The organism is Pseudomonas sp. SDO52101_S400 (assembly GCF_054071635.1).
The window spans coordinates 77,761-91,906 of record NZ_JBSVWF010000021.1 but is presented as its reverse complement, the minus strand read 5'-3'; the positions used below and the strand labels follow the sequence as shown (position 1 = coordinate 91,906).

Sequence of the window (14,146 nt, the reverse complement as noted above, 5' to 3'; positions counted from 1 at the left end):
TCTATTTCTGAAACACCGCTTTCGCGAGCAAGCCCGCTCCCACATTGGGATTTATTTGGATTACTGAACTGATTGCTGACTCTTCAGCGTCTGCTCCAGCGCCTGCACGCAGCGTTCTTCGGCGGTGTCGAGTTCCAGCTTCATCTGTTCGATGTCCAGCAATTGCTGTTCGAGCTGTTCCCGGCGTTCGCTGATTTTCGCCAGCATGCTGTTGAGTTGTTTGGTGTTACCGCTGGAGGGGTCGTAGAGCTCGATCAGCTCGCGGCATTCGGCCAGGGAAAAACCGATGCGTTTGCCCCTCAGGATCAGCTTCAGGCTGACCTTGTCGCGCGGCGAATAGATGCGTTCCTGGCCTCGGCGCTCGGGGCTGAGCAGGCCTTGTTCTTCGTAGAAGCGGATCGCCCGGGTGGTGATGTCCAGCTCGCGGGCGAGGTCGGAAATGCTGTAGGTCTGGCTGCTCATGAAAGCGCTCGAAATAAGGTCTTGGCGCTAAGCTAATGGCAGGTTGACGTTTACGTCAAGTAGCGGACGCCTGCAGCTTGTCGAGCTTCTTCTCGTGGGCTGTCACTTGCTGGCACAACTCGATCATCTGCTCGCGCATCCAGCGGTTGGCCGGGTCCTGGTCGGTGCTTTCGTGCCAGTACAAATGGGTTTCCACCGGTGGCACATCGTTGACCGGGAGATTGAACGCATGCAGGTCATGGCGACGGGCGAAACGCTCCGGCACGGTCATCACCATGTCGGTCTGCTGCAACACCTGGGACGCCATCAGATAGTGCTGCGAGCGCAGGGCGATCTTGCGCTGGATGCCCATTTTGCCCAGCGCCAGATCGACATGGCCCAGGCCACTGCGCCGGCTGGAAATATGGATGTGGGTCAGCGACAGGTAGTCGTCGAGGGTGAATTTTTCCTTGGTCGCCAGCGGATGACCCTTGCGCATCGCGCAGACGTAACGGTCTTCCATCAGCTTGACGTGGCGCACCTGCGGGTCGGTGTTGAGCGGCGCATCCACGGCAAAGTCGAGACGGCCGGCGGCCAGTTCCTTGGTGGTTTCCCGGCGTTTGGACAGAAAGCTTTCGATGATCACCGTCGGCGCCAGACGACGCAGGCGCTGGAACAGTGGCGGCAGAATCACCGCTTCGGTCAGGTCGGTCATGCTGATGCGGTAGGTCTTGACCGCTTGCGAAGGGTTGAAAATGCGACTTTCCTGAACCGATACCCGCAACAGCGACAGCGCGTTGCGCACCGGGCCGATGATGTTCTGCGCCATGGGCGTCGGCACCATGCCCTGGGCGGTGCGTACGAAGAGCGGGTCGTTGAAGGTCTCGCGCAACCGCGCCAATGCGTTGGACACCGCCGGCTGGGTAATGCCGACGATCTGCCCGGCGCGGGTCAGGTTGGCTTCGGTGTAGATCGCGTCGAAGACGATGAAAAGGTTGAGGTCGACCTTGCTCAGATTCATTACGCGGCTCTCTTTTTATAGGTGGATGGCGCGGGTCAGGGCGGCCAGGAAAATCAACCAATCATATATCGGTGATGAATGTTTATACACGCCGAGAATAGGCTAGGTAAATTATCAGCGCTGTTCTAGCATCGATTGCATGACCTAAACAACCTGCCGAAAAAAGGTAATTGCTCATGGATTTCGCTTATTCGCCCAAGGTTCAGGAACTGCGTGAGCGCGTGACCGCGTTCATGGACACTTACGTTTACCCGGCTGAAGCCGTGTTCGAACGGCAGGTTGCCGAGGGCGACCGCTGGCAGCCGACCGCAATCATGGAAGAGCTCAAGGCCAAGGCCAAGGCCGAAGGGCTGTGGAATTTGTTTCTGCCTGAGTCGGAACTGGGCGCCGGCCTGACCAACCTCGAATACGCGCCCTTGGCGGAAATCATGGGCCGTTCGCTGCTGGGCCCCGAGCCGTTCAACTGCTCGGCGCCGGACACCGGCAACATGGAAGTGCTGGTGCGTTACGCCAACGAAGAACAGAAACAACGCTGGCTCGAACCGCTGCTGCGCGGCGAGATCCGCTCGGCGTTCGCCATGACCGAGCCGGACGTCGCATCCTCCGACGCCACCAACATGGCCGCCCGTGCCGTGCGCGATGGCGACGAGTGGGTGATCAACGGCAAGAAATGGTGGACCTCCGGCGCCTGCGATCCGCGCTGCAAGATCCTGATCTTCATGGGCCTGAGCAACCCCGATGCTCCGCGTCACGCCCAGCACTCGATGATTCTGGTGCCGGTGGATACCCCCGGCGTGAAGATCGTCCGTCCGCTGCCGGTATTCGGTTACGACGATGCACCCCACGGTCACGCCGAAGTGCTGTTCGACAACGTGCGAGTGCCGTACGAAAACGTCCTGCTCGGTGAAGGACGCGGCTTTGAAATCGCCCAAGGTCGCCTGGGCCCGGGCCGGATTCACCACTGCATGCGTTCGATCGGCATGGCCGAGCGTGCGCTGGAACTGATGTGCAAACGTGCGGTAAGCCGTACCGCGTTTGGCAAACCGCTGGCGCGTCTGGGCGGTAACGTCGACAAGATCGCCGACTCGCGCATGGAAATCGACATGGCACGCCTGCTGACCCTGAAAGCGGCGTACATGATGGACACCGTGGGTAACAAGGTCGCCAAGAGCGAGATTGCGCAGATCAAGGTCGTCGCGCCGAACGTGGCTTTGCGGGTGATCGACCGGGCGATCCAGATCCATGGCGGGGCAGGGGTGTCGAACGATTTCCCGCTGGCCTACATGTACGCCATGCAACGCACCCTGCGCCTGGCCGACGGCCCGGACGAAGTGCACCGCGCGGCGATCGGCAAGTTCGAGATCGGCAAGTATGTGCCGAAGGAAATGCTGCGAAGCGGTCATTAAGACCGCATCGCGGGCAAGCCCGCTCCCACAGGGATCTCCGGTGAACGCATTGTCGTGAATACCAGAAACACCTGTGGGAGCGGGCTTGGTCCGGGCGGCGATCCGACGAAGGCGTCAGTACCTGCAACGCATCAACATCAGATTCAGTAAACCCACACCTCAACCCGCCGATTCTTGATCCTGCCTTCATCCCCGCTGTTGGTCGCCACCGGCATCAACGCGCCAAACCCGCGCACCTCGCGCAACACCACGCCGTTCTTCACCAGCTCCCGGCGTACCGCCATCGCCCGCAACTTCGACAGCAAATCCGCCCGGGCCGGGTCGTCCTTGGCATCGCCAAATCCCACCAGTGTTACCGCGCGGTCGGTCTTGTCGTGGTGCTTTATATAGTCGAATACCCGGGCCAGATCCTGACGGGCCTTGTTGTCCAGGCTGGCGCTGCCTTCTTCGAAACGGAAGTTCACCGTCAGACGCTGGGCGTGGCGGCTGAGGGATTGATAACCCTCGGGCATCAGCGCATTCGGTGTGACCGAGATGGCGTGCACGGTCTGGGCGATAAAACCATTGGCCGCGACAATCGCCTGGCCCTGACGGCTCTGCGCAAAATCCACCAAGGCTGCGGCCCACGGATTCTGATTGTCGGGTGGCAAATAGAAGAACAGTCGGCGGGACAGCGGATAGTCTTCGGTGGCAATCAGGCTGGCCAGTGGCAGCATGGCCTGGGATTGCCCGTCGACGATCGCCACGGCCTTGGCTTGGCGCACATAGGGCAAACCGATGAAGCCGATGGCCTGGGGATCAGCGCTCACGGCGTCGGATAATTGTTCGCTCGATTCGAAGCGTTTGGCCGAGCTGTTCAGGGTTTTCCCACGACGGCTGAGGACAAGTTCCTTGAATGTGTCGTAGGTGCCGGACTGATCATCCCGCGCATACAGATGAATCGTCCCACCCTTGCCGTCGAGTTCTTCCCACGTCTTGGCTTCGCCGCTGAAGATGCGCGCCAGTTGTTCGGTGTTCAATTGATTCAGCGGATTGGCGGGGTGAAGGATGATCGCCAGGCCATCGATCGCGATGACTTGTTCGGCACCGGGGCTTTTCAGGTCGCCGAGAGATTGCAGGCTGGCGAGTTCGCTGTCCTTGATCGGACGAGAAGAGGCGGCCAGATCGGCGCTGTTGTTTTTCAGTGCCGTGAAACCGGTGCTGGAACCGTGGGCGGCGATTTCCACCACGACCCGTTTTCCTTGAGCCGTGAGGCCGACGACCCGCTGTTCGTTGGCGGTGTCCGGGGTTTCACTGTGAACTTTCAACAGCCCCTGTTCTTTGAGCAGACCCTCCACCAGTGCCGGTCCAAGCGCCGCGCCAATGGTGTTGGAACCCTGAATGCGCAGGACCGGGCCGTTCTCGGGAATGGGCAATGCCGCGGCCGAAACCTGCAGCCAGGCACTCAGGAGAAAGACGAACAGAACGCGCAGGGTCATGCCGGCACCGATTGCAGCCAAGGGGATTGCCGGGGAGATTAAGTCAGGGACGTTTCTGAAAAATGACAGTGATCCAATGTGGGAGCCAGCCTGCTGGCGATTGCGATGTGTCAGTCTCCGAAAGTGGCGACTGGATAGACGCTATCGTCGGATCGCCGCCCGGAGCAGGCTCGCTCCCACATTAGATTTGAGCTGATTGCGCGATCAGCTCAACTCAAGCCAGATCGGCGCATGGTCCGAAGGTTTTTCCATCCCGCGCAGTTCATAGTCGACACCGGCGGCTTTCACCCGTGGCAGCAAGCCATGGGACGCCAGAATCACGTCGATCCGCAGACCGCGTTTCGGCTCGTCTTCAAAGCCGCGGCTGCGGTAGTCGAACCAGCTGAACGTGTCGGTCACATCCGGGTTCAGGTGGCGGAAGCTGTCGGTCAGGCCCCAGTTTTTCAGGCGGGCCATCCACTCGCGCTCTTCCGGCAGGAAGCTGCATTTGCCGGTTTTCAGCCAGCGCTTCATGTTGTCCGGGCCGATGCCGATGTCGCAGTCTTCCGGGGAAATGTTGACGTCGCCCATCACCACCAGCGGTTGTTCATTGTTGAACTGGCTTTCCAGCAGCGCTTGCAGATCGCTGTAGAAGCGTTGCTTGGCGGGGAATTTGGTCGGATGGTCGCGGCTTTCGCCCTGTGGGAAATAGCCGTTCATGATCGTCACTGGAACGCCGTTGGCGTCGGCGAAAGTGCCCCAGATAAAGCGCCGCTGCGCGTCTTCTTCATCGGTGGCGAAGCCTTTGTGTACGGCAATCGGCTCCTGGCGCGAGAGCAGGGCAACGCCGTAATGGCCTTTCTGGCCGTGGAAATACACGTGATAACCCAGGGCCCGTACTTCTTCCAGCGGGAACTGGTCGTCGTGGACCTTGGTTTCCTGCAGGCCGATGACGTCCGGCTGATGCTTTTCGATCAGCGCCGCCAGCTGATGCGGGCGAGCCCGCAGTCCGTTGATGTTGAAGGAAACGATCTTCATGGTCGGCAGTCCTGGCAAAAGGGCGATGCTAGCTGACATGTAGGATCTGGGCCAGCGTGGCGGTAGTCCATATGCGCTGCTAATGTCTTTCGGGTGTGGGAACGATCCCTTCAGCCCAAGGCTCGTATAACAAGAACGGGGCCTGTTGAGTCCCGTCCAGGGAGAATCACCGTCATGCCTGAAACCCAAACCGCCATTGCCGACATTCATATGCTCGACCGCGGCTATTCCCGGGAAGCGCGATCCCTTCTTTATCAGGCCTACCGCCACGAGCCGACCTTCGCTTACCTGTTCGAAGCCGAACGTCCGGGTTACGAGCAACGGGTGCGCGCCACGGTGCGGGAACTGGTCAAGCAGCACTTCCTGCAGGATCTGCCGGCCATCGGCCTGTTGGTCAATGATCGCTTGATCGGCATCGCCCTGATCGCGCCGCCGCAACGGCGTCTGGGCGTTACCGAGAGTTGGGCCTGGCGTTTGCGCATGGTGCTGAGCACCGGTTTCCGCTGCACCCGGCGCTACCTGGAATATCACGCCGCCGTTGAGGCCTGCGTGCCGACTGATTCAGTGCACATGTTGCCGCTGCTCGGTGTGCATCCACAATTTCAGGGCAAGCACTTCGGCGAACAATTGTTACAAGCGGTACATAACTGGTGCGCGGTGAATGAAAGCTCCCAAGGCGTCATCCTCGACACCGGCAACCCGCGCTACCTGGAGTTCTACAAGCGTCAGGGCTACGAGGAAATCGGTGAAGTGGCTGTCGGACCGGTGCGTGAGCATGTGTTTTTCCACGCCAACCCGCAGGTGTTACAAACTGCAACGGGATAACCATCGAACTTTTTGGGAAATTTCCTGTTCTATCACGCTCCCAAGCCCGTGATAGCATCCGCGCCTATGAAGTTTCCAGGAAGATTTACCAGTGGCGTGCTCATGCTGTTAACCAGCTGCGCGGCGCTGGCGCAAAGTGAATTGGATGTGCGGGTCAAACCGTCCAACGATGAACTCAAGGCCAATATAGAAGGCTATATCGGCAGCCTCGGCGATCGTGACGAAGAAGCCTTGCAGCGCTTCAGTCGCGGTGCCGAAGAGCAGGCGCGAAAGGCCGCCCAGGCCTTGGGCTACTACCAGCCGCACATCGAGAGTGACGTGAAGGGCGGCGAAAAACCGCGCCTGGTGCTGAGCATCGATCCCGGCGAGCCGATTCGCCTGCGCAATGTCACCGTGCGTGTCGACGGACCCGCGGCCGCCCTCAAATCCTTTCGCGTACCGAAAAGCGACGTGCTCAAGCCCGGCGCGGTGCTCAACCATGGCCGTTACGAAGACGCCAAGCGTTTGATTCAGAATCAGGCCTCGCGCTACGGTTTCTTCAGCGGTCGTTTCACCAGTCAGAAATTGATGGTCGATCCCCGTGCCGGGGTCGCCGATGTTGAATTGATCTATGAAAGCGGCCCGCGTTATGCGCTGGGTAACGTCAGTTTCGAGGGCGACACGCCTTTCGACGAAGACCTGCTGCAACGCATGGTGCCGTTCAAGGCCGGCGAACCCTACGACTCCGAGTTGATCGCCGAACTCAATCGTGACCTGCAGTCGAGCGGCTATTTCGAAGGCGTGCGGGTCGACGCCGCGCCGACCGCCGCGAAAAACGACGTGATCCCGGTGGACGTCAAACTCGAAACCCGCAAGCCGCGCACCATGGGCCTGGGGCTCGGTTACTCCACCGACGTCGGCCCGCGAATCAAGGCCAACTGGACTCGCCATTGGGTCAACCCGCAAGGCGATAGCTACGGCTGGGAAGCCGAACTCTCGGCGCCACGGCAGAACGTCGGGCTGTTCTACGACATCCCGCTGGACCCGCCGCTGACCGACAAACTGCGCTGGGCTGGTGGTTATCAGTACGAAAACATCGACGGTTCCGACACCCTCAGCAAACTGCTGACCTTCGGCCCGGAGTGGCACAGCAAGTTGCCCAGCGGCTGGCAGCGGGTGATCTCGCTGAAATGGCAGCGTGAGGAATATCAACTGGGCGACGACTCCGGTCTCAGCAACCTGTTGATGCCCGGCATCAGCTATTCCTACCTCAAGAGCGACAACCGCATCGACCCGCACAATGGTTATCGCCTGACGTTTGAGTCCAAGGTGGCCAAGGAAGGTCTGGCTTCGGACACCAACCTTTTATATGGCACCGCACTGATCAAAGGCCTGACCACGGTGTTCGACAATCACCGTTTCCTCGGGCGGGTGCAGGTCGGCGGCAGCGCCACCAACGGATACAAATCCATACCGCCGTCGCTGCGCTTCTTCGCCGGTGGCGATCAGAGCGTGCGCGGCTACGACTATCAGAGCCTGTCCCCGGAAAACGCCGAGGGCGACCGCATCGGTGGGCGCTACATGATTGCCGGCAGCGTCGAATATCAATATTCGATCGCTGAAAAATGGCGGATCGCGACCTTCGTCGATCAGGGCAACTCTTTCAACAAACTCGAACTGCCGAACCTCAAGACCGGGGTCGGTATCGGTGTGCGCTGGGTTTCGCCGGTGGGGCCGATCCGCCTCGACCTGGCCCATGCGCTGGACGACGATGGCGGCATCCGGCTGCACTTTTCCATGGGGCCTGAGCTGTGAAGCGTGGTTTGAAAATGTCGGCGCTGGCGCTGTTGTCGCTGGTGCTGCTGATTGTATTGAGCATCACCGCTGTGCTCGGAACCCAGGCCGGCAGTCGTTGGGTGCTGGGGCTGGTGCCGGGTTTGAGCGTGGAGAACTTCCAGGGTCGCCTCGGCGGGCAGTGGAGCGCCGATCATCTGTTGTGGCAGCAAGACAGCAGTCGCGTTGAGTTGAGCAAGCCGATCTTCGAATGGTCGCCGCTGTGCCTGACGCGCATGACGCTGTGCATCGAGCAGCTCAAGGCCGATACCGTCAGCCTGCAATTTCCGCCCGGCGAAGAAACCACCGACAGCGGCCCGATCAAGTTGCCGGATCTGCAATTGCCCGTGGCCATCGAGTTGGGCGACGTTCAGGTCGGCAGCCTGTTGTTCAATGGCAGCGAACAGCTCAAGGGCCTGCAACTGGCGGCGCACTGGACTGCCCAGGGCATGCAGATCGACAGCGTGAAACTGCAACGTGACGACCTGAGCCTGAACCTGTCCGGCCTGCTGCAACCGACCGGCAACTGGCCGCTGAACATCGCCGGTGATCTGACCCTGCCGTCTCCGGGCACTGGTCCATGGACACTGGCACTCAAAGTCGACGGCGATCTGCTCAAGACCCTGAACCTGCATGCCGACAGCCGTGGCTACCTCGACGGCCAGTTGAGCGGCGAGCTGCAACCGCTGGCGGAAAACCTGCCGGCCAAGGTGCGCATCACTTCGGAGGCGTTCAAACCGAGCGCCGACCTGCCGGATACTTTGCAACTCAACCAACTGGTATTGACCGGCGAAGGTGACCTGAAAAACGGTTACCTATTGCTCGGCAATGCGACGTTGCCTGCGGAAAAAGGCCCGGTGGCGCTGTTGCTCAAGGGCAAGGTCGATGCCAAGGGCGCGCAAATCGCCGGTCTCGACCTGACCGCCAATGACAAGCAAAGCCTCAAGCTCACCGGCAACGTCGACTGGAGCAAAGGCCTCAGCGCCCAGGCGAACATCAACTGGCAGGACTTTCCGTGGCATCGGCTCTATTCCGAGATCGACGAGCCGCAAGTCGCCTTGCGCACGTTCACCGGCGAAGTCTCCTACACCGATGGCCAATACCTCGGCAATTTCGCCGCCGCGCTGGACGGCCCGGCCGGGGCGTTCAGCCTTAGCAGCCCGTTCAGTGGCAACCTCAAGCAGATCTTCCTGCCGCAATTCAAACTCGAAGCGGGGCAGGGCAAGGCCGAAGGGCATGTGAATGTGCAGTTCGCCGACGGTATCGCCTGGGACACGGCGCTGGAACTGTCCGCGCTCAACCCGGCGTACTGGATGGCAGAGCTACCGGGCACACTGGCCGGGCCGCTGAAAAGCACAGGCGAAATGAAGAACGAGCGCCTGAGCCTCAACGCCGACCTCGACCTCAAAGGCAAACTGCGCGGGCAACCGGCGGTGCTGCAAGCCAAGGCTGACGGCGCGGGCGAACAGTGGAATCTGAATGCCCTGCAAGTCCGCCTCGGCGACAACAGCATCAACGGCAAGGGCAGCCTGCAACAGAGGCTCACCGGGCAGATCGACATCAAGCTGCCGCGTCTGGCCCAGCTCTGGCCGCAGCTGCGCGGGCAGATCAACGGTCGGGTCGACGTGGCCGGCACCCTGAAAGCACCGCAAGGCAAGCTCGACCTGCAAGGCTCGCAACTGGTGTTCCAGGACAATCGCCTGCAAAGCCTCAACCTCGATGCCACCCTCGACAGCGCGCAGCGGGCGAAAATCGACTTGAAGGGCAGCGGCATTCAGGCCGGCGACACATCTCTGGGCACCCTTACCGCCAGCGCTCAGGGCGACATCAAAAGCCAAAAACTCAACCTCGACCTGCTCGGGTCGAAGCTGAAACTGGCGCTGGGCCTGGACGGTAATCTGGACAAGGGCAACTGGCGCGGGCGCCTGGCCAGCGGCGACATTCAGGCCGGTGGCCAGGACTGGAAACTGCAAAACCCGGCCAAGCTCGAACGTCTGGTTGACGGCAAGATCAACTTCGGCGCCCATTGCTGGCTGTCCGGCAATGCCAGCCTTTGCGGCGAAGACCAGCGATTGATGCCGGAACCGAAGCTGCGCTACCACCTCAAGCAGTTCCCGATCGAAAGCCTGGCGCAATGGCTGCCCAAGGATTTCGCCTGGCAGGGCAAACTCAACGCCGATCTGCAACTGGACCTGCCGGCCAGCGGCCCGAACGGCCAGATCAGCGTCGACGCCAGCGGCGGCACCTTGCGCATGAAGGAAAAGGATCAGTGGCTGGACTTCCCGTACCAGACCCTCAAGCTCACCAGCAAACTCACACCGAAACGCATCGACACCGACCTCAACTTCGTCGGTGGCAAACTCGGTGAACTGATGGTGCAGGCGCAGCTCAATCCACTGCCGAAGAACAAACCGCTGAATGGCTCGTTCCGCTTAAGCGGGCTGGACCTGTCGGTGGCGCGGCCGTTTGTGCCGATGGTCGAGAAACTCACTGGGCGCCTGAACGGCAGCGGCACAATTTCCGGCGGGCTGCTTGCGCCGCAGGTTAACGGCACGGTGCAGCTCAGCGACGGCGAAGTGTCCGGCCCGGAACTGCCGCTGGAGTTGCAGGCGCTGCAACTGCAAGCGGTGATCGCCGGGGAAACCGTGCAACTGAACGGCGGCTGGAAAAGCGGCAAGGCCGGGCAGGGCAGCCTCAGCGGCAATGTTGCCTGGGGCCAGGCGCTGGTGGTGGATCTGGCGCTCAAGGGCACGCAATTGCCGGTCACCGTCGAACCCTATGCCAAGCTTGAAGTGGCGCCGGACCTGAAGATTTCCATGGCCGGCGATGAGCTGGCGATTGCCGGCAAGGTGCTGGTGCCCAGAGGCGAAATCACCGTGCGCGAACTGCCGCCATCGACGGTGAAAGTCTCCGATGACACGATCATCGTCGGCGCGCAGACGGAAGAGGGCAAACCGCCGATGGCCATGAAGATGGACATCGACGTGGTGGTCGGCGAGGACAAACTGAGCTTCGCCGGATTCGGCCTGACCGCCAACCTGCAAGGTCACGTGCACATCGGCGACAACCTGGACACCCGTGGCGAGCTGTGGCTCAACGACGGCAAATACCGCGCCTACGGCCAGCGCCTGACGGTGCGCCGCGCGCGTCTGCTGTTTGCCGGGCCGATCGATCAGCCCTATCTGGACATTGAGGCGATCCGCCAGACCGACGATGTGATCGCCGGTATCCGCCTGAGCGGCAGCGCCGAACAGCCGACCACGCAGATTTTCTCGGAGCCGGCGATGAGCCAGGAACAGGCCTTGTCCTATCTGGTGCTGGGGCGTCCGCTGAGTACTACGGGCGAGGACAACAACATGCTCGCGCAAGCGGCGCTCGGTCTGGGCCTGATGGGCAGTTCCGGGGTGACCAGCGGTCTGGCCAAGGATCTGGGCATTCAGGATTTCCAGCTCGATACCCAGGGCAGCGGCAACACCACCAGCGTGGTGGCCAGCGGCAACATCTCCGAGAAGCTCAGCTTGCGTTACGGCGTCGGCGTGTTCGAACCGGCCAACACCATCGCCTTGCGCTACAAGCTGAGCAAAAAGGTTTACCTGGAAGCCGCCAGCGGCGTGGCCAGTTCGCTGGATATCTTCTACAAGCGGGATTTCTAAGGGACTTGCGGGGTACACACCAGCGACACCCGCTCATAGTTCACTGCCTTGTTGCGTTCCGGTAACGCGTAAGGCGCCTCGCAGCGCTGGCCCTGCCAGTGGATGATCAGGGTACCGGCGTCGGCTTCAACCAGCGCCAGTGCCTTGCCGCCAGGGTCAGAGATTGCCAGTTGCTTGCCGGCGCTGTCTTCAAGCGACGCGCCAAACGGGATCGGTTTGTGCTGTGCGTCGAACAAGGCAAACTGCACACGCCGTCCGGTCTTGCTGGCGTAACGGGCCAGCACCACAGCGCCACGTCGCGGCACCACTTGCCGGGTCGCATTGTCGATCTCGATATCACCGCCCAGGTCGCGGGTGTCGAGGTTGATCCAGTTCACGCGATAAGGCTGCGCGTTGGGCACCACCGCGAAACCGTTACTACCGGTCCTGGCCCCTGAGAAACTGCCGATTTTCACGCCTTCCACCCCGTCGACCTGCGCCAGCGCGAATGTCTCACCCACGGTTTGCCCCAGGTTGATCCCGCCAGCATGGCCGACGATCGAACCTGCCAGGTTCAGGTTTTGCGAGTTGTACCCGCGTCCCTGGCTGTAGCCGGCGCTGATGTCCATCACCGAGGTACGGGTGCTGAGGTTGACCGAGCCGCTGTTGCCACCGGTGCTGCTGTTACCGCCTTGCACCGAGTAATAGGTGTCGCTGTCTTCCGACAGATAGCCGTTGATGCCCATTTGGGTGGTGTCGTTGCCTTTCTGCGAACTGGCCGAGACAAAGGCCCGCGGCGCTCGGGGTTTCGAGCCCAGAGGGAACGACACGGACAGGTTGATCAGAGTGTCATTGTTCGCCGGCCCGTAGTTACCGACATCCTTGGAGTACGTGGCCCCGAGGTTGTAGCTGACATCGCCCCAATAGTTGCTGTAACCCGCCGACAGGCTTTGCGAGCCGCCGCGTCCCCAGTAACGCTGGTCGCTGGCGTTGATGTAGACGCTGCCATATTCCTGGTTGCGCCCCAGGCTCTGGTTGACCGTCAGGTCGGTGCGGGTTTTCGAGTTGCCGGTGCGTGGTTTTCCCTCGCTGCTCAGTTCCTCGACGTGCTCGGTGAGGGTGCGATAGCCCTCGGTCGAATAGCGGTACGCGGCGAGGGTGAAGTTGGTGTCGGTGCCGGTAAACGTCTTGGCATACAGGGCGCGCAAGCTGTTGCCTGTGACCGTCTGAGCGAAGGTACGGCTGGCGGAGTGGGTCACGTCCAGCGATACCGCACCGATGGCCGTGTTACGACCCGCACCCACGGACAACGCCTGGAAATTTTCCGTCGCCTGTAGCCCGACGATCGCCGACAGGTTGCTGCTGACGCCATAGGCCAGGGTGCTGCTGACAAACTGCGGCGATTTCTGCTCATCGCTGTTGCTGTTGTACTGGCCGGCCGAAACGCTGTACTTCAGTTGGCCCTGGCGCACCATGATCGGCAGGCTGGAAAAGGCTTGCACGCTCACCCGGCGCCGGCCATCGGCCTCGATGATCGTCACTTCCAGGTCTCCGTTGGAGCCGCTGGGGTAGATGTCGCTGATCTCGAACGGTCCCGGCGGCACATTGGCTGTGTAGAGGATGTAGTTGTTCTGGCGAATCTCCACGGTGGCGCTGGACTGCGCGATGCCGCGAATCACGGGTGCATAGCCACGCTCGCTGTCGGCACGCATGCCGTCGTCGGACGCCAGTTTCAGGCCGCGATAGCGCACGCTGTCGAACAGGTCGGCATCCGAAAAAATATCCCCGGCGCTGAACTGCCCCTTCAAGGCCGTAACGTCATGTTGCAAGTAGCTGCGATTATTTTTGAAGGTGCTGGGGCGGCCGGTGCTGCTGTTGAAGTTCGACTCGTTTCGCAAGCGCCAGCCGCCCAGATTGATTCCGTTGCGCAAGCCGACGTTGTTGGACAGGGAGTTTTGCGCCTGGGTGCTGTTGCGGTTACTGCTCAACTGATAGTTGATGAACGCGGCGGGCACGCCTTCATCCCACAAGGCCGGGTCGACATAACCACGCCGGCCGCGTTCCATCGCGCTTTGCGGGACACTGACCATCAGCCGAAGGCGTGGTACGTCGTAACGCACGGTGGCGTGATCGATCAACGCGGGCAGGTCCAGGCAGGCGTTCGGATCATCGCCAACGAGTTTGCCTGCGGCCTGCAGTTTGCCGATGTCGACCCCCAATTGCTGCACCATTTCCAGGGTCAGGCAGGCCTCGACCTTGCCCGTGCCCGGATGGCGACGGAAGTCGATATCGCGGCGGCCGACCAGTGTCTCGTTGCCGTAGAGGTCTACCCGGTAAATGCCAGGCAGCACGCGACTGGTGGCGAGCAGTGATTGCAGGTCGACAGAGGACGGTGCACCTTGCAGAAACGAGGTATTGAACTGTTCATCGCCATCGGCCAGGCAGGCGGAACTGAAAACCAGGACAACCGAAAATGGCGCCCATCCGTCTCGCTTGAGTAAAAACATGCAGGAA

The 14,146-nt window shown here is 61.1% G+C and carries 9 protein-coding genes; 4 read left to right on the top strand and 5 right to left on the bottom strand.

Going from position 1 to position 14,146, the window contains the following annotated elements; genetic code table 11:
* Positions 1–60: 60 nt before the first annotated feature.
* Both ACW9HX_RS13180 and ACW9HX_RS13175 read right to left on the bottom strand, forming a co-directional pair.
* Complete coding sequence (locus ACW9HX_RS13180) at positions 61–462, bottom strand: MerR family transcriptional regulator (RefSeq protein ID WP_085690041.1); 402 nt, start codon at positions 460–462, stop codon at positions 61–63.
* 55 nt (positions 463–517) lie between these two features.
* The gene (locus ACW9HX_RS13175) at positions 518–1,462 is read right to left on the bottom strand and encodes a LysR family transcriptional regulator (protein WP_085690039.1); all 945 of its coding nucleotides are present in this window, start codon (positions 1,460–1,462) and stop codon (positions 518–520) included.
* Between the two features lie 176 nt (positions 1,463–1,638).
* Between ACW9HX_RS13175 and ACW9HX_RS13170 the strand changes: the two genes are divergently transcribed.
* Entirely contained in the window at positions 1,639–2,868 is a 1,230-nt protein-coding gene (locus tag ACW9HX_RS13170; protein WP_457380953.1) for an acyl-CoA dehydrogenase, read from the top strand.
* A gap of 143 nt (positions 2,869–3,011) precedes the next feature.
* Here the strand turns inward: ACW9HX_RS13170 and ACW9HX_RS13165 are convergent, their stop codons facing one another.
* Complete coding sequence (locus ACW9HX_RS13165) at positions 3,012–4,346, bottom strand: substrate-binding domain-containing protein (RefSeq protein WP_457380954.1); 1,335 nt, start codon at positions 4,344–4,346, stop codon at positions 3,012–3,014.
* Between the two features lie 204 nt (positions 4,347–4,550).
* Complete coding sequence (xthA, locus tag ACW9HX_RS13160; protein WP_096822294.1) at positions 4,551–5,363, bottom strand: exodeoxyribonuclease III; 813 nt, start codon at positions 5,361–5,363, stop codon at positions 4,551–4,553.
* A gap of 174 nt (positions 5,364–5,537) precedes the next feature.
* Here xthA and ACW9HX_RS13155 point away from each other — a divergent pair, with 174 nt between their 5' ends.
* The 3 genes from ACW9HX_RS13155 (at position 5,538) to ACW9HX_RS13145 (ending at position 11,653) form a co-directional block, all read left to right on the top strand.
* Complete coding sequence (locus ACW9HX_RS13155; protein WP_457380952.1) at positions 5,538–6,188, top strand: GNAT family N-acetyltransferase; 651 nt, start codon at positions 5,538–5,540, stop codon at positions 6,186–6,188.
* A 66-nt stretch (positions 6,189–6,254) separates the two neighbouring features.
* Positions 6,255–7,982 carry an autotransporter assembly complex protein TamA gene (locus tag ACW9HX_RS13150; RefSeq protein ID WP_457380951.1) on the top strand — a complete coding sequence of 576 codons (1,728 nt, stop codon included), beginning with the start codon at positions 6,255–6,257 and terminating at the stop codon, positions 7,980–7,982.
* Complete coding sequence (locus ACW9HX_RS13145) at positions 7,979–11,653, top strand: translocation/assembly module TamB domain-containing protein (protein WP_457380950.1); 3,675 nt, start codon at positions 7,979–7,981, stop codon at positions 11,651–11,653. Before ACW9HX_RS13150 ends, ACW9HX_RS13145 begins: the two co-directional genes overlap by 4 nt.
* On the opposite strand, the gene ACW9HX_RS13140 is transcribed toward ACW9HX_RS13145, so the two are convergent.
* A complete protein-coding gene (locus ACW9HX_RS13140) occupies positions 11,650–14,139 on the bottom strand; it encodes a fimbria/pilus outer membrane usher protein (protein WP_457380949.1) in 2,490 nt (829 codons plus the stop codon). The genes ACW9HX_RS13145 and ACW9HX_RS13140 overlap by 4 nt on opposite strands.
* Between the last annotated feature and the right edge of the window lie 7 nt (positions 14,140–14,146).

Excerpts from the sequence above, each read along its gene's own strand:
- ACW9HX_RS13155 (WP_457380952.1), top strand. The coding sequence starts at position 5,538 with ATGCCTGAAACCCAAACCGCCATTGCCGACATTCATATGCTCGACCGC.
- xthA (WP_096822294.1), bottom strand. The coding sequence starts at position 5,363 with ATGAAGATCGTTTCCTTCAACATCAACGGACTGCGGGCTCGCCCGCAT.
- ACW9HX_RS13150 (WP_457380951.1), top strand. The coding sequence starts at position 6,255 with ATGAAGTTTCCAGGAAGATTTACCAGTGGCGTGCTCATGCTGTTAACC.
- ACW9HX_RS13175 (WP_085690039.1), bottom strand. The coding sequence starts at position 1,462 with ATGAATCTGAGCAAGGTCGACCTCAACCTTTTCATCGTCTTCGACGCG.
- ACW9HX_RS13140 (WP_457380949.1), bottom strand. The coding sequence starts at position 14,139 with ATGTTTTTACTCAAGCGAGACGGATGGGCGCCATTTTCGGTTGTCCTG.
- ACW9HX_RS13180 (WP_085690041.1), bottom strand. The coding sequence starts at position 462 with ATGAGCAGCCAGACCTACAGCATTTCCGACCTCGCCCGCGAGCTGGAC.
- ACW9HX_RS13165 (WP_457380954.1), bottom strand. The coding sequence starts at position 4,346 with ATGACCCTGCGCGTTCTGTTCGTCTTTCTCCTGAGTGCCTGGCTGCAG.
- ACW9HX_RS13170 (WP_457380953.1), top strand. The coding sequence starts at position 1,639 with ATGGATTTCGCTTATTCGCCCAAGGTTCAGGAACTGCGTGAGCGCGTG.